General features: G+C 70.1%; 20 protein-coding genes and 1 CRISPR repeat array. Of the genes, 10 read left to right on the top strand and 10 right to left on the bottom strand.

The genetic code is table 11. The features are described 5' to 3' along the window. Positions 1–115: 115 nt before the first annotated feature. The 3 genes from AC51EU_RS07075 to AC51EU_RS07085 all read right to left on the bottom strand — a co-directional run bounded on the left by AC51EU_RS07075 (position 116) and on the right by AC51EU_RS07085 (position 3,990). Positions 116–1,441 (bottom strand): multidrug effflux MFS transporter, encoded by a 1,326-nt coding sequence (locus AC51EU_RS07075; RefSeq protein ID WP_496265808.1) that lies wholly within the window; start codon positions 1,439–1,441, stop codon positions 116–118. Positions 1,442–1,535: 94 nt separating this feature from the next. Beyond that, positions 1,536–3,173: an alkaline phosphatase D family protein gene (locus tag AC51EU_RS07080; RefSeq protein ID WP_496265809.1), complete on the bottom strand. Its 1,638-nt coding sequence runs from the start codon at positions 3,171–3,173 to the stop codon at positions 1,536–1,538. A 310-nt stretch (positions 3,174–3,483) separates the two neighbouring features. Then, complete coding sequence (locus AC51EU_RS07085; protein WP_496265810.1) at positions 3,484–3,990, bottom strand: NUDIX hydrolase; 507 nt, start codon at positions 3,988–3,990, stop codon at positions 3,484–3,486. Positions 3,991–4,385: 395 nt separating this feature from the next. On the opposite strand from AC51EU_RS07085, the gene AC51EU_RS07090 reads away from it, so the two are divergent. Together AC51EU_RS07090 and AC51EU_RS07095 are read left to right on the top strand one after the other, a co-directional pair. Further along, positions 4,386–5,327, top strand: coding sequence for a DUF4429 domain-containing protein (locus AC51EU_RS07090; protein ID WP_496265811.1), 942 nt, complete (start codon positions 4,386–4,388; stop codon positions 5,325–5,327). A 35-nt stretch (positions 5,328–5,362) separates the two neighbouring features. After that, positions 5,363–6,163, top strand: a complete 801-nt coding sequence (locus AC51EU_RS07095; RefSeq protein WP_496265812.1) for an SDR family oxidoreductase — start codon at positions 5,363–5,365, stop codon at positions 6,161–6,163. 341 nt (positions 6,164–6,504) lie between these two features. Here the strand turns inward: AC51EU_RS07095 and AC51EU_RS07100 are convergent, their stop codons facing one another. Then, the gene (locus AC51EU_RS07100) at positions 6,505–7,722 is read right to left on the bottom strand and encodes an MFS transporter (RefSeq protein ID WP_496265813.1); all 1,218 of its coding nucleotides are present in this window, start codon (positions 7,720–7,722) and stop codon (positions 6,505–6,507) included. A 559-nt stretch (positions 7,723–8,281) separates the two neighbouring features. Between AC51EU_RS07100 and AC51EU_RS07105 the strand changes: the two genes are divergently transcribed. The 5 genes from AC51EU_RS07105 to AC51EU_RS07125 all read left to right on the top strand — a co-directional run bounded on the left by AC51EU_RS07105 (position 8,282) and on the right by AC51EU_RS07125 (position 12,509). Continuing rightward, positions 8,282–8,572 carry an alpha-amylase inhibitor gene (locus tag AC51EU_RS07105; protein ID WP_496265814.1) on the top strand — a complete coding sequence of 97 codons (291 nt, stop codon included), beginning with the start codon at positions 8,282–8,284 and terminating at the stop codon, positions 8,570–8,572. Then, positions 8,469–8,945 carry a hypothetical protein gene (locus AC51EU_RS07110; RefSeq protein ID WP_496265838.1) on the top strand — a complete coding sequence of 159 codons (477 nt, stop codon included), beginning with the start codon at positions 8,469–8,471 and terminating at the stop codon, positions 8,943–8,945. The genes AC51EU_RS07105 and AC51EU_RS07110 overlap by 104 nt, the downstream gene beginning before the upstream one ends. Positions 8,946–9,221: 276 nt before the next feature. Continuing rightward, positions 9,222–9,981: a CRISPR direct-repeat array (repeat unit 28 nt; unit sequence GGACCACCCCCGCGGGTGCGGGGACGAG). Positions 9,982–9,986: 5 nt separating this feature from the next. Continuing rightward, positions 9,987–10,835, top strand: coding sequence for a JmjC domain-containing protein (locus AC51EU_RS07115; RefSeq protein WP_496265815.1), 849 nt, complete (start codon positions 9,987–9,989; stop codon positions 10,833–10,835). 8 nt (positions 10,836–10,843) lie between these two features. After that, positions 10,844–11,683 carry a hypothetical protein gene (locus AC51EU_RS07120; RefSeq protein ID WP_496265816.1) on the top strand — a complete coding sequence of 280 codons (840 nt, stop codon included), beginning with the start codon at positions 10,844–10,846 and terminating at the stop codon, positions 11,681–11,683. A gap of 250 nt (positions 11,684–11,933) precedes the next feature. Next, positions 11,934–12,509 (top strand): GNAT family N-acetyltransferase, encoded by a 576-nt coding sequence (locus AC51EU_RS07125; RefSeq protein ID WP_496265817.1) that lies wholly within the window; start codon positions 11,934–11,936, stop codon positions 12,507–12,509. A 104-nt stretch (positions 12,510–12,613) separates the two neighbouring features. On the opposite strand, the gene AC51EU_RS07130 is transcribed toward AC51EU_RS07125, so the two are convergent. From AC51EU_RS07130 to AC51EU_RS07155, 6 genes are all read right to left on the bottom strand, one after another. Continuing rightward, positions 12,614–12,847 (bottom strand): hypothetical protein, encoded by a 234-nt coding sequence (locus tag AC51EU_RS07130; RefSeq protein ID WP_496265818.1) that lies wholly within the window; start codon positions 12,845–12,847, stop codon positions 12,614–12,616. A 2-nt stretch (positions 12,848–12,849) separates the two neighbouring features. Then, positions 12,850–14,079, bottom strand: coding sequence for a WXG100 family type VII secretion target (locus tag AC51EU_RS07135; RefSeq protein WP_496265819.1), 1,230 nt, complete (start codon positions 14,077–14,079; stop codon positions 12,850–12,852). Then, entirely contained in the window at positions 14,079–14,396 is a 318-nt protein-coding gene (locus AC51EU_RS07140; protein ID WP_496265820.1) for a WXG100 family type VII secretion target, read from the bottom strand. Before AC51EU_RS07140 ends, AC51EU_RS07135 begins: the two co-directional genes overlap by 1 nt. A gap of 221 nt (positions 14,397–14,617) precedes the next feature. Next, a complete protein-coding gene (locus AC51EU_RS07145) occupies positions 14,618–14,842 on the bottom strand; it encodes a hypothetical protein (protein ID WP_496265821.1) in 225 nt (74 codons plus the stop codon). Between the two features lie 15 nt (positions 14,843–14,857). Further along, on the bottom strand, positions 14,858–15,094 hold the full coding sequence (locus tag AC51EU_RS07150; protein WP_496265822.1) for a hypothetical protein: 237 nt from the start codon (positions 15,092–15,094) through the stop codon (positions 14,858–14,860). Continuing rightward, positions 15,091–16,410 carry a peptidoglycan-binding protein gene (locus tag AC51EU_RS07155; RefSeq protein ID WP_496265823.1) on the bottom strand — a complete coding sequence of 440 codons (1,320 nt, stop codon included), beginning with the start codon at positions 16,408–16,410 and terminating at the stop codon, positions 15,091–15,093. Before AC51EU_RS07155 ends, AC51EU_RS07150 begins: the two co-directional genes overlap by 4 nt. A gap of 217 nt (positions 16,411–16,627) precedes the next feature. On the opposite strand from AC51EU_RS07155, the gene AC51EU_RS07160 reads away from it, so the two are divergent. From AC51EU_RS07160 to AC51EU_RS07170, 3 genes are all read left to right on the top strand, one after another. After that, on the top strand, positions 16,628–17,035 hold the full coding sequence (locus tag AC51EU_RS07160) for a hypothetical protein (RefSeq protein WP_496265824.1): 408 nt from the start codon (positions 16,628–16,630) through the stop codon (positions 17,033–17,035). A gap of 350 nt (positions 17,036–17,385) precedes the next feature. Next, on the top strand, positions 17,386–17,670 hold the full coding sequence (locus tag AC51EU_RS07165; protein WP_496265825.1) for a hypothetical protein: 285 nt from the start codon (positions 17,386–17,388) through the stop codon (positions 17,668–17,670). Next, positions 17,658–17,861, top strand: coding sequence for a winged-helix domain-containing protein (locus AC51EU_RS07170; RefSeq protein ID WP_496265826.1), 204 nt, complete (start codon positions 17,658–17,660; stop codon positions 17,859–17,861). The genes AC51EU_RS07165 and AC51EU_RS07170 overlap by 13 nt, the downstream gene beginning before the upstream one ends. Positions 17,862–17,881: the final 20 nt, after the last annotated feature.

Here is a 17,881-nt window from a genome sequence, read left to right on the forward strand (position 1 = left end):
GCACACCAGGCGGGCCGGCCGCCGGGCAGTGCGCGGACGCCGTCGGTCAGCCGCTGCGTCCAGTGGGGGTCGAGGCGGGCCTGTGCCGGTGTGCCGTGGACGAGTCGCGAGGTGTTCAGGGGGCGGTCCCTTCTCCGGCGGTACCCAGAAGGCTCTCCTTTCCACGCTGCCACGGGCGGCACATCCCCAGGAAGCTCACGAGCGCCAGTACGGCGCAGCCGAGTTGGACCGTCGCCATCGGTACGGCGGTGTGCTCACCCGCGACGCCGACGAGCGGGGAGGCCACCGAGCCGAGGAGGAAGGTGGAGGTGCCCAGCAGCGCGGAGGCGGAACCGGCCGCGTGCGGGGTGCGCAGCAGCGCCAGGGTGTTGGTGCTGGGCATCACCAGTCCCATGGACGCCATCAGGACGAACAGTCCGGCGGCGATCGGGAACAGCCCCACCTCGCCGAACGCCCCGCCCGCCATCAGCAGCAGCGCGGTCGCCGCGACGGTGATCAGCGCGAGGCCGGTGGCCAGCACCTTCTCCAGCGCGACCCGGCCGACAAGGACCTTGCCGTTGAGCTGGCCGACCAGCACCAGGCCGACGGAGTTGACGCCGAAGAGGAGGCTGAAGGTCTGCGGGGAGGCGCCGTAGATCTCCTGGACGACGAAGGGCGAGGCGGAGATGTAGGCGAACAGCGCGGCGAACCCGAAGGCGCCGACGAGCAGATAGCCGGAGAAGGTGCGGTCGGCGAGCAGGCCGCGCATGGTGCGCAGGGCCTGGCCGAGGCCGCCCGCGTGGCGCCGGGCGGGCGGCAGCGTCTCGTCCAGGACGCGCCAGACGACGGTGGTCAGCAGGGTGCCGACGACGGTCAGGACGACGAAGACGCCGCGCCAGTCGGTGACCCGCAGGATCTGGCCGCCGATCAGCGGGGCGACGACCGGTGCGACGCCGGAGATCAACATCAGCGTCGAGAAGAACCGGGCCATCGCCACCCCGTCGTAGAGGTCGCGGACCACCGCCCGCGCGATGACGATGCCGGCCGCGCCCGCGAGGCCCTGGAGCAGGCGGAACGCGACGAGGAGTTCGACGTTGGGGGCGATGACGCAGAGCGCGGTGGCCAGTACGTAGATCACCATGCCGGCCAGCAGCGGCCGGCGACGGCCCCATTTGTCGCTCATCGGGCCGACGATCATCTGCCCCAGCGCCATGCCGGCGAGGCAGGTGGTGAGGGTGAGCTGGACGGTGGCGGGGGGACTGTGCAGGGAGGTGGTGACCTCCGGCAGCGCCGGGAGGTACATGTCCATGGAGAGCGGCGGGACCGCGGTGAGACCGCCGAGGACGAGGGTGACGAGGAGGCCGGTGCGGCGGGACGCGGCCGGTGCGGCTGCCACGTCCCGCCCGGCTATCGCGGGCGGGTCCTGCTGGGTCTCGGCCGCGCTGGGGCCGGCGTCCGTCATGGGCGTCTCCGTCTGTCGGTGATGACTCCCCATCGTGACACGCCGCGGGCGGGGGGCGGGGGCGCACGGTCCGGGCCCCCGCCCGTGCCCCGCGTCACACCTGCTTGAGCCCCGGATCGCCCGCCTCGGTCACGAACGACGCGGCCGTGCTCACCGGCGCCCCGGGCGTGGTCACCGCGGACACCGTACGGAAGTCGGCGCGGGCGGTGTCCCGGTCGAGGGTGACGGTCACATAGCCACGCCGGCCGTCGTAGAACTTCAGGTGCGGGTTGGCCTCCCGGTACGTCGCCCAGTTGGCGGGCCGCTCCGTGCCGTCGCCGTCGCTGGAGATCGAGGAGGTCACCAGCTCCACGCCCGCGGTGCGCGATGCGGGCCGGGAGAAGTCCCGTTTGATGTCGAAGGCGTAGTGGACGTGCACATCGCCGGTGAGCACCACCAGGTTGTCCACCCCGGCCGCCTCCGCGCCCGCCAGCAGCCGCTCCCGGGAGGCGGGGTAGCCGTCCCAGCTGTCCATGCTCACCTTGAAGTCGGGCGTGGGCCTGCTGCGCCGCTGGGAGAGGACGACCTGCTGCGGCACGATGTTCCAGCGCGCGGTGGACTCCCGCCAGCCGTCGAGCAGCCACCGCTCCTGCGCCGCGCCGGTCAGGGTGCGCCGGGGGTCGGCGGACTCGGGGCCCGGTACCCGCCAGCCGTCGCCGTACGCCTGGTCGGAGCGGTACTGGCGGGTGTCGAGGACGTCGAACTGGGCGAGCTGCCCGTAGTGCACCCGGCGGTAGAGGCGGGCGTCGGCGCCGCGCGGGCGCTGCGGGCGGCGCAGCGGCTGGTTCTCCCAGTAGGCGCGGTAGGCGGCGGCGCGGCGGGCCAGGAACTCGGCGGGCGGGGCATTGTCCTCGCTGGTGTCCGCGGCGTAGTTGTTCTCCACCTCGTGGTCGTCCCAGGTGACGATGAAGGGGTGTGCGGCGTGGGCGGCGCGGAGGTCCGGGTCGGTGCGGTAGAGGGCGTAGCGCAGCCGGTAGTCCTCCAGCGTCACGGTCTCGTGGCCGAAGTGGTCGGGCAGGGGGTCGGTGAGGCCGCGGGCGCCGCCGGTGGGCGGGACGGCGTACTCGTAGATGTAGTCGCCGAGGTGGAGGACGACGTCGAGGTCCTCGCGGGCGAGATGCCGGTAGGCGGTGAAGTGGCCGTCCTCGTACGCCTGGCAGGAGACCGCGGCGAGGGAGAGGCCGCGCAGCCGGGCGCCGCGCAGGGGCGCGGTACGGGTGCGGCCGACGGGGCTGATCCATCTGCCGACGCGGAAGCGGTAGTAGTAGACCCGGTCGGGGGCGAGGCCGGTGGGCTCGATGTGCACGGAGTGGTGGAACTCGGGGTGGGCCTCGGCGCGTCCGCGCCCGGCGATCCGGGTGAACCGCTCGTCGTGGGCGACCTCCCAGCGCACGGTGAACCGCTGCCGCGGCATCCCGCTGTCCGGCTGGTACGGGCGGGGCGCCAGCCGGGTCCACAGCACGACGGAGTGGGGCAGCGGATCACCGGAGGCGACGCCGAGGGTGAACGGGTCCTCGGTGATCCTCCGCGGGTCGGCCTCAGCGGCGTACGCGGCACCCGCACCCGGCAGGTTGGTGGTGAACGCGAGCGCGGCGGCGGCCCCGGTAACGGTGAGGAACCTGCGCCTGGCGAGGTGCCTGGCGGCCGCGTGGAGTTCCTGGTCGTGCGGTGCGCGGGTGGTGCGGTGCGTCATCTGCCCCTCCGGTGACGGTGGTTGTCACCGGTGATTGGAGGAGTGAGGGACGGCGTGGCGCTGACCTGCGTACGACATAGACATGACAGACGGGTGAGCAGTGCGGGCGGGTGGGGCGGGGGTGGACAATTCGCGGGAGGCTCGGGGGTTTTGCCTGGGGCTTCGCGTGTTCACCGCTTCACCGGCGCGAGGTGTCGTCACCGGCAGCGGGTCGTCCGGCCGGCGTCCGCGCGGCACCGGGCGCGGGGAGCCGGACGGCCGGGTGTGGCGCGTCGTGGAGACGAGAAGGACTCCGTCCGGCATCCGCCCCTCAGTGATGCCAGGGAAGCTGAACGGGCACCCGGGGAATACGCCCGGCGGCCAGACCACCCGCCAGCTCGGCGAGGCCGAGGGGCCGAACGGTCTCACCGGTGGCGGCCAGCTCGGATATCGGCCACCAGCGGTGTCCGGCGTGGTGCCGCCGCTCGTACGGTTCCTGCCCGGTGACATCGACCCGGTGGGTCGGGACCCGCAGGTGGAAGAACGTGTCCTGGAAGATCCCCTGGGCCCATCCGAGATCCGCGTACCCGGAGGTCTCCGCCACCTGCGCCCCGAGCGCCCCAGGTGCCACCGACAGCCCGGTCTCCTCACCCAGCTCCCGGGCCGCCGCCTCCACCAAGCTCTCGCCCTCCTCCACGCCCCCACCAGGCGTGTGCCAGCTGTGCCCCTTCCCCGGCGCATCCGGATCGTCGTAAGTTTTCAGCAACAACACACGATCCCTCTCGTCCATCAACACCACACGGGCGGAACGACGGACGTACTTCTTTCGCTCGGGCATCCCGGCAGGCTAACCAGAGCACCACAAGAGCGCTCCTCCTTTTCCCGCACCCTGCCCAGAGGACGGCGCTCGGCCGTGACGTCAGGAGCTGTAGGGGATGACGGGGCTGACGCGCTTACGCACCGTACGTACGGCACAGCACGGCACGGCTCGTGGGCATGGGGCGATGCGCGTCCGCACGTACGACACCGCATGCGGACGACCGGCAAGGCGCCCCCGGTCGCTCAACAGGAACGACCCAGAGGGGGTGCCCTGACCGTTGAAACGGGCACTGACCTGCGAAAGGGGATGTTCCGGGCCGACGACGGAACGTCCGCCTCTCCCCCCGGCAGCCCCTCGCAGCCCGTCACGCCCCGCCACGCCTCCCCCGGCCCGGCGCTCCGTAGGCTTCGGGCATGGCTGAACTGATGGTGCGCGACGGCACATGGACCTTTGACGGCGACGCGGTACGTATCGTGCCGGGGCGTGAACGCGGGGTGCACAAGCTGCGGCAGGACCTGGGTGCCTTCACGGTGCCGCTCACCGCGGTGGCCGGAATCGCGTACGAGCCGGCCCGCAAGGGCGGCCGCCTGCGGCTGCGGCTGCGCAACGGCGCGGACCCGCTGCTCCAGGTCACCGGCGGCGGGCTGCCGGACGCCGCGAACCCGTACCAGATGACCGTGGACGCGGGGCGCGCCGATATCGCCGAGTACTTCGTCGAAGCGGTGCACCAGGCCCTGGAACTCGCGCAGGTCCCGGCCGGGGCGACCGACCGCTATCTGCTGCCGGGTCCGTCGGTGCCGCTGACGGCCGCCGGGGTCGACGGGATCGCTACCTTCGACGGCGAACGCGTCCGCCTCGAATGGCGCTGGAACACCGACGAGAAGAAGAAGGCCACCGGCCCGCGGGAGTTCGCGCTGAGCGACCTGCAGGCCGTGGAGTGGCGCGCCGCAGTCGGTCTGGAGTCCGGGTACCTGCGGTTCTGCCCCCACGGCGTCACCACGTACCTGGACCCGACGTACGACCCGCACACCATCGAGATGTGGGGCTTCAAGAAGGAGAGCGGTACGACGGCCCTGCTGGCGGCGGCCGTCGCGGCCCGTCTGCCGCACCCGTCCGCCGCCGGGCGCCAGGAACGCGCCGCCGTCACAAAGGCCCCGTCCCTCCCGTCCGCGGCGCCCGCCCCGGCACCGTCCGCCCCGTCCCCCGCGGCACCGCCCGCGTCCGACGACCACGACGCGCTGCTGCGCCGTCTGCGCGAACTCGGCGACCTGCACCGGGACGGCATCCTCACCGACGACGAATTCGGCGCCGCCAAAGCGGCGGTTCTGGCGCGTTTCCGGTCGCCGCAAGGCTGAGGGGGGCGGGGGCGGGTGCCCCTTACCCTGCCCCCATGACACCGAAGCACCCACAGGAGGCGGAGGCGACGGCGGCCTGCGGAAGGGTGGCCCTGGTCACCGGTGCGGGCTCCGGCATCGGCCGGGCCGTCGCCCATGCCCTGGCCGACGCCGGCTGGCATGTCGTCCTGGCCGGCCGCCGCGCCCACGCCCTCCAGGAGACCTCCCAGCTCATCGGCGGCTCGGACGCCGACGACCCCGCCGTCGTCCCGTACCCCACCGACGTCACCCGGCCGGCCGACGTCGACGACCTCTTCACGGTGGTCCACGACCGTTTCGGCCGCCTCGACCTCCTCTTCAACAACGCGGGCGTCTTCGGCCCGCCCACCCCCGTCGACGCACTCTCGTACGACGACTGGCGCGCCGTCGTCGACGTCAACCTCAACGGCGCCTTCCTCTGCGCCCAGGCCGCCTTCCGTGCCATGAAGGCCCAGACCCCGCAGGGCGGCCGCATCATCAACAACGGCTCCCTCTCCGCCCACGTCCCCCGCCCCCACTCCACCTCCTACACGACCACCAAGCACGCGCTGACGGGCCTGACCAAGTCCCTCTCCCTCGACGGCCGCCCGTACCGCATCGCCTGCGGCCAGATCGACATCGGCAACGCCGCCACCGCGATGACCGGCCGCATGCGCACCGGCATCCTCCAGCCCAACGGCGAAACCACCGTCGAACCGGTCATGGACGCCGCGGACGTCGCCCGCACGGTGGTCCACATGGCGTCCCTCCCCTTGGAGGCCAATGTGCAGTTCGCCACCGTGATGGCGACGAACATGCCGTACATCGGGAGGGGGTGAGGGGGGTGGTGTGGGGTGAGTGATGGCGAGATGAAGTGGTGACGGAGGGGCTGGTGTCCGGCGCTGTTGGCCGCGGGCCGAGGCAGTACGGTGCTGGAAGCCTGCGGAGTAGGGAGGCACAGGGCTACGCGCCGAGGTGGTGCGGGGCCGGAAACCTACGGGGGAGGGCGACGCGGAGAGCCTGGTGTCCCTCACCGGGGCTGAGGGCCGGGCCCGCCCGGGCTCCCGGCGCTGCGCCCTGTACCACCGCTGTGCGCGGCGCCCTGCGTCACCCGCCCTCCGCCCCTCCCGGCAACACCACCGTCCTTCCCAGCCCCGGTCGGCTCAGCAGCCACCGCCCTTCACCGCGCCGGCTCCGTATGCTCCGACTCCCCCGGAAGGGGCCTCTCCACCTCAGCCCCCTCCTCCCCCACCGGTGCCGCATCCCGCGTCGTGCACAGCAGGGGCGCCGCCAGAAGAAGCGCACCGATACCCAGAGCGCTGACGGCATGCCAGCCACCGGCGTCCCACAGCTGCGAGCCCGCCAACGAACCCGTCGCGATTCCCAGGAAACGCGTGGTGAAGTACAGCGTGTTGAGCCTGCTGTGCCCACCGCTGTCCAGGCGGAACAGCATGGCCTGGTTGACCACCTGGTTCCCCCACACCCCCACGTCCAGCAGGACGACACCGAGCACGATCAGCGGTAGCCACCGTTCCCCCGCCGCCAGCGCCGCCCACCCGGCGAGCGACACGACCAGCAGCACCGACTGCGCGTAGCGGCCGCCGCGACGGTCCGCCAGCCGTCCGGCGCGCGGCGATGCCAGCGCGCTCGCCGCGGCCACCAACCCGAACAATCCGGCCACCACAGGCCCGTAACCGAACGCGTCCTGGAGAACGAACGCCAGCGTCGTCCAGAACGCCCCGAACGACACCCCGACCAACGCACCCGACCCACACACCCGGCGCACCAGCCCACTCCCCGCCAGCAGCCTCGGCAGACTCCTCAGCAACTCCCCGTACGGCATGGGCGCGTTCTCCTCGGGTGCGTCGCCCCCCTTCGGCAGCACCCACCACAGCAGAACCACCATCAACGCCATCAACACGACCGAACAGCCGTAGACCCCACGCCACCCGATCACCCCGGCCAGCGCACCCGCATACGCCCGGGACGCCAGCAGACCGACCAGCAGCCCCCCTTGCAACACCCCGACGACGCGCCCCTTCGCTCCGTCCCCCGACAGCGCCACCCCCAACGGCACCACCACCTGCGGCACCGGCGTCAGCACCCCCACCGCGAAGCTGAACACCGTGAACATCACCAGCCCCGGAGCCACCGCTGCCAGCGCCAGCGCCACCGTCGTCGCCGACCCCATCCACAGGATCAGCCTCCTGCGGTCCCGTGTGTCCCCCAACGGCACCAGCAGCAGAATCCCCAGCGCATACCCGAACTGCATCACCGTGGGCACCACCCCCATGGCCCCTTCGGACACCCCGAAAGACCGCGCCATATAACCCAATACCGGCTGATTGATATAAATATTCGCCGACGCCACCGCACACGCCACGGTGAGCACCACCATCACGCCACGCCCGGGCCCGCCACTCTTCACCCCACACCTCCGCTTCTCTCAAAACACGCCTCCGGCACGAGTGTGCCGGAGGAGGAAGCGCCGGACGGACACCCGGGACGCCCGGCCCGCAAGCCACTCGGTCGGCTTCTCACGGCAATGACGGAGGGGGCACAGTCCTATAACGAGGCTTCGCCTACCCGACGGCTTTCCTCAAGCCGGCGGACAACATCTCGAGTACGCCTCTTGCGGACGTTCCCCAGATCCCCTCAAGACTTCCAGGATCTTGCTCGTCCGGCCTGACAGCATCCTGCCGCGAAGGCAAGGGCGTATGTCGCCTTGGCCGGCCAAATGAACACGAAGCCGCCACGCAGCGCGACCTGGATACTGGCACGATGACAACGCGTGGCCGCAGGCGACAGTTCGTCGACTTCCGCCGCTTCTCCTCAGACAGCCGGTTTCGCTCTGCTGCGGCCAGGACACAGCCACTACCTTCTCTTCGCGCGAGTCACCGCAAAGGAGGGGAATGCGAGTCTTACCGCGAGTGAGCGCCTTGGGGATAGCCACGGCGATGGCATTGGGCGGAGCCTTGGTGGGGGCACCCCTTGCAAGCGCAGCGGCAACGCCCAGTTGCGTGACCACCAAGCTCAACGACAAGGGGTTCACGGACTACTTGACCGTGCACAACGGCTGTAGGTCAACCAAGCGGATCAAGGTGGTCATAGCTAACGGCAGTGATTTTCCGTGCGTGACCCTCAATGGTGGAACGCGGCGCCCAGGCGCTGGCAGCCGTCTCGCACGGCGAGCGTCGGCTACGGCTGGGCGGACGCGAGGTGCGGCGCCTCGCGCCGTTGGCCGGTGAGTGGCTGCAACGCGGCGCCACAGTCCGGGAGATCCAGGAGGCGTTGACGGCCGGGCTACCGGAAACGGCGCACTGCCCGGCCGCGCTGGTGCACAACCGACTGGTGCGGAAGATGCCGGAAGCGCCGTCGTTCGCCGAACAGGCGGCGACCAGGGCGCCGCGGGTGGCCGCCATGCGGGAATGCGCCGGCGAACACCTCCAGCCGCTGCTGTTCCGGCCAGTGGAGGACGAACATCTGTGTGCAACGTGCCGCTGTGAACAGGCCGGATCTGCCACTGTCAGCCCGGAGGCCGCAGGAGCGGGACAGACGCTGTTCGCCGCGGCCCGCGCCGCAATGCGGGCAGAGGCACTGGCGTGGAACCCCAGGTACTGACAGGCGGAAAGCGCAAGCACGGTGCTGTGGCCGCCAACCCGCCCTGGCCACTCCTCAGCGCTGGCAACGGAGCACAGCAGGCAACCGCCGACGCGGCCTCATGACGACGGCCCTGTGGGGAAGATCCGCACGGCGGCCACCAGGGTGCGGCCGCTCATGGGCCACTCTCGCAGGGGCAGGGAAGAGTGGCTGGTCATGATTCTGCGCGCTCGGTCCCTGGGGCCCCGCAGGTGCGGGGACGAGCTTGCCGCTTGTCGCCTTGCAGGTCAGAGAGGGGGACCACCCCCGCGGGTGCGGGGACGAGCGGATCATGGCATCCCTGGGGCTGACGCAGCGCGGACCACCCCCGCGGGTGCGGGGACGAGGACCAGAATCCTCCCGTACGACCCGACCGCGGCGGACCACCCCCGCGGGTGCGGGGACGAGCTCCAGGTGCTGGGCGGCTGGGGTGATGCCCAGGGACCACCCCCGCGGGTGCGGGGACGAGGAACCGCCCAAGACCCTCAAGGGCCAGATCGGGGGACCACCCCCGCGGGTGCGGGGACGAGCTGACGATGCCGTGCACCCAGCCCGCCGAGTGGGGACCACCCCCGCGGGTGCGGGGACGAGGCGGCACCGCGCTGAACGCCCGTGAGGACTTCCGGACCACCCCCGCGGGTGCGGGGACGAGTTGCCGAGGATCGGGACCACGGCTTCGGCGCCCGGACCACCCCCGCGGGTGCGGGGACGAGCCAGTACCCAGACAGGCTGATGACCTCGACCGAGGACCACCCCCGCGGGTGCGGGGACGAGGGCCCCCCCGCCCGGCCGTGGCCGGCGGGGGGCGGACCACCCCCGCGGGTGCGGGGACGAGGCCTCGGGCCGCATCTGGATCGACTCGAACGCGGGACCACCCCCGCGGGTGCGGGGACGAGCCCGTGGTGTGCAGGATGCCGGTCGGCTGGCCGGGACCACCCCCGCGGGTGCGGGGACGAGCCCGCTCCTCTCGTTCATGCGCGGTCGCCGCGGGGACCACCCCCGCGGGTGCGGGGACGAGGCTTCGTGACCAGGGACTTTACTGCCGCAGGGCACGGTTTTCATTCACTTCCGCCGATTCGCACAACAGCACCGCGCCGCCGGGGCCCGCGCCGCCGGAGGTTCGGCCTCCACTTCGATGACCACGATGTGGTGGTCGTTCAACTCGAAGGCGCCAAGCGGTGGAAGATCCACGAACCCACCCGCATCGACCCCTTGCGGGTCGACGTCGAGGCGCCCGATCCACCACGCGGCGAACCGGCCGCCGAGATCACTCTCCGGGCCGGCGACATGCTCTACCTGCCCCGCGGCTGGTGGCACGCCGTCGCCGCAACCGAAGGCCGCTCCCTGCACCTGACGTGCGGCCTGAAACCCACCACCGGCGCCGACCTGCTCTCCTGGCTGGCGGACCAGCTGCGGGCTTCGGCAACCGTCCGCGCCAACCTCCCCCACCTCGCTTCCCGCGAGGAGCAGGTGGCCCATTTGACGGCGCTCTTGAAGGAAGTCACGGCAGCCCTGCACGACGGGGTGATCGAGGAGTTCCTCTGCGCGCGGGGAGCGATGGACCCCGGTCGGCCGATGCCGTCCCTGCCGTTCGTCGACGGCATCCCCGCCGACGAACGCCTCCACGTCCGCCTCACGGCCTCTGGTGCGTGGTACGAGGTGGACGGCGACGGCCGGCCAGTGCTGAACGCGGGCGGGCAGCAGTGGACGTTCGCCGCCCCAGCCCTCGCCGTGGTCAAACGCCTCTCCGAGGGGAGGACCGCGTCCATAGGCGAGTTGGCGGTAGCCTCGTCACTCCCCGTCGGCCAGGTCGCCGCTCTGATAACGGGGTTGGTGACAGCCGACGTCGCCGCCGTCAGCCGCAGAAGGTAGCAAGCCCGATGTTCACTGCCCCTGAGCCAGCTGTCAGGGCCCGCATGCTCTCCGCCCGCGACCACGCCTACGCCCTGCTGGGCCTCACAGGCTCCGCGGGCGGGGAGGTGTGGGGATACGCCGGCCGGACGCTGTCCGGGGCCGCAACGGCCCAGGGCAGCCCCGTCTGGCTACGGCTGGTGAGCGATCCCTCCGGGAAAGAAGGCGGGAAGCTGTGGGAAGGCCCGAAGGAGGCGGAACGGCTTGCGCCTCCTTCCGTGCCCCGGCCGCGGCTGATCGGTTTGCGGGACTGGTCAGCCGACGGCTGGGCCTACCGCGCAGAGCTGTACGTATACGTCACCGCCCCGCCGGTGTCCCGAAGCCCGGTCCTCCACCACGGCGTGGAGTTGCCGGACACCTGGTGGCACGACCTACGCCAGGCCCTGGACCACCTCTCTCGCACCCCCACAAACCGCGAGGCGGTCCGCGAGCAGTACATCCGCCGCCGCGTCCCGGAATTCACTGGCGTCACTCCCGGCGAAATCACCTGGACCACGGCCCACGGGGATCTCCACTGGGCCAACCTCACCGGCCCGGAACTGACCCTCATGGACTGGGAGGGCTGGGGCACCGCACCTGTCGGCTACGACGCCGCCAACCTCTACCTGCACTCCCTCCCCGTGCCCGAGCTGGCGGAGAGGGTCCGCAAGGAGTTCGCCCACGTCCTGCACACCACTGCCGGCCAGGTCGGCGAGCTGACCGCCTGCACCGAAATCCTCCAGGCCGCCGCCCGGGTCCCGTTCTACGCCGACCTGGCCGACGGCGTACGACAGCATCTCGAACACCTTCGTGCCGTCCCCGCCACCTAGCCAGGTTCAGCACGCTGCTTCAGCCCCGCGGGCTCGTCCTCTCCACCGCCTGGGCGAGCGAACCGCTAAGCGAAAAGTGCCTCCGATCCAGCCGGGTGCCGAATCGGAGGCACATCATGGCTACTTACGCAGCAGGCACTATCGCCAACCGGACGGGCGACCGGTTGAAGAGCCGGCCGAGACGTCCCCTTTCACCCCGATCCATACGCCCGACGGCCCCGGATCACCCAGGCCGCGAAGGAGGCACATCGTGAGCGGACCTCACATCATTCTCCCTGGTGACCGGCTCGCCCTCGGCCTGCCGCGGCAGGACATGCTGCCCACCTACCACCGGTGGGAGAACGATCCTCGGACCGTCCTCGGCTACGGCAACCAGATGCCGCAGAGCTGGGAAGCCCGCGCCGCCGGTTGGGAAGGGCAGGCCCGCAGCCCCCAACGCCCCGCGTTCGAGGTCGTCCGGCTCGAAGACGAGCAACCGGTCGGCATGACGGTCCTGCACGTCGACCAGGCCGTCCGCACCGCGGAGTACATCATGCTCATCGCCCCCGAGGCACGAGGCAACGGCTATGCGGCCGAGGCCACCCGCCTCACGCTCGACTGGGCGTTCCACCTCGGCTCGCTGCACATGGTGTGGCTCAAGGTCCTGGAGCCGAACCAGGCCGGCATCGCGGCCTATGAGAAGGCCGGGTTCCGGCCGGCCGGACGACTCCGGCAGTCGGGCTTCTGGCTCGGGCAGCGCGCCGACGAACTGATCATGGACGTCCTGCGCGAGGACTTTCACGGACCTTCGGCGGTATCTGCTGCCGCCGAAGCTGGCGCTCCCTAACAGGCACCAAGAGAGCAGCGCGCCCGCTCCAGCACGTAGCCGGAACGGGCGCGCTGCTCAGGCGGTGGCGGCGCCCCGCCCCACGGCCACCGTGGCTGTTATCTTCAGCTGACACTCATTCCACGTTCAGGCCATTCATTCGCTTGGTCGTACATGGAATTGATCTTGCGAGAAGCCTTAAGGAAAGAATAGTCAATGTTCTCGTCGCCAGGCTCCGACCTTCGTGTTTCCCTGTCCATAGTCAGGTGGCGCGTCATCTCGGAAGGGTCTTCACCAAACGCGTAGACAATGAAATCCGGGTCTTCAGTGACCTTCTTGAAATACACCAGCGCAGCCACTGCTACCACTCGCCTTCGAAGTCTTCGCGCTTGTTCAACGGGACCTTACTCTGCCAATTGTACGATTCATTGGCTACCCGATGCGCCTCCTGATAGGTGGCCCCGGGATGCTCGCGGAGGTACTTCAGCTCCACCAACTCGTGCTCCAGCAGAACGTGGTCTTCAGGCAGAGCACTCCCAGATCGCATGCGGATCCAGGCATCCGCGATTTCCGGATCGGCGTCGAATTTCCGAGTCACTACCTTACCGGTCTCGTAGTCCTCGATCGGATGCGCCGTATCGAATACATGCTTCTTGATGGCGGAGACTTCTTCTTCAGAAAATCCGGTGGACCCATCCGCCCGTACCACTTCTCGGGTGTTCTTGCTGATAGCCCCAATATCGCGGGAGTCCTGCATGAAGTTTGCGTAGGCATCGTCCGCCCACTTGGTCTGCGCAGGATCATCCAGCAGATCGCGCGGGCGTCGTCGAGCACCTGTCAGCCATTCATCACGGGAAGCCAGACGGAGGTCTGACACCGGCACGTCGGGAAGGCGAGCTTCCTTCAAGGCTCTCACTCCTCGGGCCGCACCCCCGAAGGCACCTCCAAGAACCCCACCCAACAAGCCGGCCTCAGCGGCCTCGTTCAGGTTGATGCCCTTCTGGTCGCCCAGAAGGTTGCGGCCGCCCTGGGCGACCACCACGTCCACGGTGATGGCTTCGATACCACCGATGGCGGCAGTGGCCAGGACCGTTCCCGCAATCTCGGCGACGGTGACGGAGACAGCGATGCCCGCCGAGCTAGCCGCGGCAACAATCGCTTCGGTGGCACCCACCGCCGCGACCTCGGTGATGCCGCCGGTGAAAACGGCCAGGGCCGTACCGGCGACCAGGACCGCGCCGGCGATCTCCAGCTCGTGCTCGATCTTCTTCTTCGCCTCGGCGACCTGGTCGGCGTACTTGTCCAGGGCCTTGGCCATGTCACGGGCAGCTTCGGCGACATCGTCGAGGTAGCCCTTGCCCCCACCGTGGTAGCGCCGCCAGAATTCCCCGAACGCCTCGATCGACTTGCCCTTGTTGTTGTCGATGACATCCTGGGCCTTCTTGTGGCAGGCCGCTGTGCAGTCCTCGACGTCGTCGGCGTAGGTACGCCAGGCGCGGGCGGCCTCGCGGAGTTCGTCCTCGTCGCCCTCCGGCCACCACATGCCCGTCAGGTCTTGGACGATCTCCTTGGCCTTGTCAGCGGCCCCCATCACTTACCGCCCTCGAAGCCTGATTTGGCCGAGCGGTCCGCTTCCTCGTGGTTGGCGGCCATGTCGTTCATGGCCTTGGTGATGCTGGACAGGCCCTTGGTCAAGGCGGCGGCCGCCTTCTCGATCTGTGTCCGGTGCGGGGCGTAGGCGTGCTCGAACTTCTTACCCTGCTCGTCACCGCCCCACGGCTCCCCCAACCCATCGAGCGTGTGCCGGAGCTTGGCCGTCGCCCGTGCCAGAGCGGCGGATTCCCGATGGAACGTCGGAGCGGCGGATTTGAGTTGGTCGGTACCTACGTCAAAGCCGTCGCCAGCCATGCCGTGCCTCCCCCTTGGCCATGTTCTCGTACCCCAGCGCGAGCCCCTGACGTTACGTCTGACTCACAGGTAGTGACGATGACATACAGCACTGACAATCGACCTGATGGGGACGCATTTCAGCCACGATGCAGCGCCGTCCAGCAGGCAGGTTCCGGGGACAAGACGGTGCCTACCAGCCGGATACCGGTAGGGGGCAATTCGTCGGTGGCCCGAAACGATCAGACCTGAGTGTCGTCATCGGGGGCAGTGACCTTGTGTGTCGGAGTTACGCGTTGGTGGGCGCCGAGGCCGAGCCAGATGAAGGCGAGGGCGACTCCGGCGCCGATCACGGTTTCGTTGACGGCGATGTCGGCCAGGGCGGGGACGGCGGTCCCGAGGAGGGACAGCAGGGCGACGATGACGGAGCGGACCATCACCGGGTTGTTGCGGAGGATGTCGCGCATGTCGGCTCCTTGGGGTCAGGGAAGGGCGCGGAGGGCTTCGGTGATCGCTGTGCCGAGGGCGGTGAGCAGGGCCAGGGGCAGGGCATATTTCCAGCGCTCCAGGGCGCGGAGGCGGTCTTCGTGGTCGGTGAGGGTGCCGCGGACGTTTTCGGAGTTCTGGACGACGGAGCGCACGTCTTCGCGGAGGCCGACGACCTCGTCGTAGATTTCCCGGGCGCCGATCGTCACACCGAGCGGGTCGCGGTCGGTCATCGCATCAGCCTCCGCCAGGTGATCGGTCCGACGTTGCCGTCGGCGTCGGTGCCGCGCCAGCCCTGGGCTCGCTGGAACGCCTTCACGCCGGCGCGGGTGGTGTGGCCGTAGGAGACGGACGGGCCGTAGGTGAGGTAGCGGCCGTAGCCGTGGCGGACCAGGGCGTGGTCGATCTTCAGGACGGCGGGGCCGCGGGCGCCGTAGCGGACGGCTGCGCGGCCGGGGAACGACGGCGGGGTCTGCGGCTTGGCGTGGATTCCTCCGCCGAGGAGGCGTCGGAGGGAGGTGGGGCCGGGAATGCCGTCGGCGTCGGGGCCGTGGAAGCCGAGGGAGCGCTGCCAGGCGGCGTAGGCGCGGGTGTCCGCGTCGGTCCAGGTGGGGCCGGGGCCGATGCGGTAGTAGCGGCCGAAGCCGTGGGCGACGAGGGCCTGGCCGACGGTCGTGACGTGGCTTCCCCGTGCCCCGGGGCCGTAGGTCTTGCCCCCGATCTGACTGTTCGACGGGCGGTGGGGCTTCGCCGGCGGGCGGGGCTTCGCCGGGGTGGTCGGCCTGGTGCTCCCCTGGTCGTTGCGGTCGGGGACGGTGATCCGGTCGCCGGGGTGGATCAGGTTCGGGTTGCGGACCTGGGGGTTGGCGGTGAGGAGCGCTCCGAGCGAGACTCCCGCGGTGGCGGCGATCGCTGCCAGGGTCTGGCCGGCCTTCACCGTCCAAGTGGGGCCGAGCGGCCGGGTGTGGTTGCCGCCGGTGCCCGGTGCCGCGTTGAAGAGGTCGGCCGGGTTGATGCCGCCGGGGTCCCAGTGGTCGTTGCCGGGGACGTGGCAGTGGCCGTAGTGGCCGCCCTCGGCGTGCCAGACGGTGCGGTTGCGGTTGGTGGCGGCACCCGCGGTGCGGGCCGGGGCGCCCATCGGGAAGGCGTCGGGGATGCCCCAGGAGCGGATCGCGGACATGAGCGACCGGAAGTTCGGGCCGGGGCGCCAGTAATCGGTGAAGGGCCGGGCGGCGCGGGCCAGGACCTCGATCTGGATGCAGACGTGTCCGGTCCGGTTGGTGCGGTTCGATCCGTCGTTGCGCAGGGCGCGGGCCGACTCGTTCAGGGAGCCGAACTGGCCGAGGCGGTCGGTGGTCGGGTCGTAGAGGATGTGCGGCTGGGCGGCGATCTGGACCAGGTAGCGGGCGACGCTGTCGAATGCCTGGTCACCGGCGCCGCTCTCGGTGGTGTGCCACACGACGCGACCGGGGCGTCCGGGCGAGTCCATGGCTCCGCCGATGGAGCCGCTGCCCAGGCGCTCAGCGCCGGGTATCCACGTCGTGCCCATGGGGTGCTGTCTCCTATTCGTGCCGTATCGACCGGACGCCGGCCTGTGAGAATGAATGCGGTCCCGAGGCATACTTCGGGACCGGGTGCGGTGTGGGGCGTGATCACTAGCGAGAGCAGGTGCCGCCATTGGGCCGTGCCTGTATGCAGCAGGGGTCGTTGATCTTGTGTGAAGGCAAAAATCAGGGCGTTCCACAACAAGCCGAAGGAGTAGGCGCGTGCCAACCGAGGGACTTAAGACCGGTCTCGCGTACATGCTGAACAAGGACTTCGACCAGTCAAACGACAAGGTCGAGGTGACGCAGGTACTGAAAAACAGCATCACCGTCAAACGAGCCACCGAGAACCCTTGGTGGACCGGGGACAGCGGGCCGTTGTGGCGATGGGCGTCGGCTGGCCCGACCAAGGAAAACCCCAACGACAACGTGGCGTTTGTGTTCGACGCCGACACTGGAGGCGAGGATTCCGAAGCTGTCATGACCCCCGACCAGGTGGGGAGGACCAATTGGCCTCAATATCGCCTGCTGAAAGCGTGGGCGGCCTCATGGGACAACAGCACGAAGACGTGCGTGATGGTGTTCGACAGTTACAGCAAGGAAACGTATCCGACAAAGCCGGGTACCTGACCTGCTTAAACCAGTCCGCTGGTCTGGACGCTGAGACGACCGCAGGACCAGGGCAGCCATGGTGAAGGCTCTGCTCTGGTCCATGCGGGTGCCTTGCCGGTGACGGCACCGATCAGACTTCGCCGGGTGACTGATGGCGCAGGCTGTACTCCAAGGTGGCGAGGCGGCCGTCAATGATCGATTTTCATCCTGAATTCGCAGGTCGGGCCGCTGGTGTGGGTGGCGATTGACGTGCTCGTGCTGCTCTCGGCCGTGATCGTTAGCAGGTGATCGTCTGCCATGGGCTGGTTCGCGGATTCTGGGGTGGTGCGTCCGGGTGTCTCGTAGGTTCCGCAGCGGGAGGGAGGCGCATGGGGGACGTGCTGACGTGGACGATCGAGCGGCGGATGCGGCTGACGGAGCGGGCCGGGCTGCTGCGCAAGGAACTGGCGGAAGTTGAAGCCGAGCCGGGGCGGCTTGAGGCGGCCGAGGTGGTGTTCGGGCAGTGGGCCGAGGCGACGGACGGGGGACGGCGGCCGTCGGGCACCGTGGAGCCGGAGCCGGAGCCGGAGCCGGAGCGGGTGGTGGTGACGCCCGGGGCGGGTGGGATGCGGCTGGTCCCCGACCGTGAGGAGGGCATGGGGTGGAGGTGCTGACGCCGGAGTACCGGCGGATCATGGAGATCGTGGCGGCTGCGTCGGGGCCGGTGATGGCCAAGGACGTCGCGCTCGCGCTGGGCCGGGAGGACACCCCGGGGAAGGCCGAGCCGGTCCGAGGCCAGTTGCGCAAGCTGTCCGACCGGGGCTGGCTGGCCCGGAACGGCTCCGGGCGCCATCTGCCGCACTGACGTCGGGCGGAGCGGCCGGT

The sequence above is a fragment of the Candidatus Streptomyces philanthi genome, assembly GCF_059553635.1.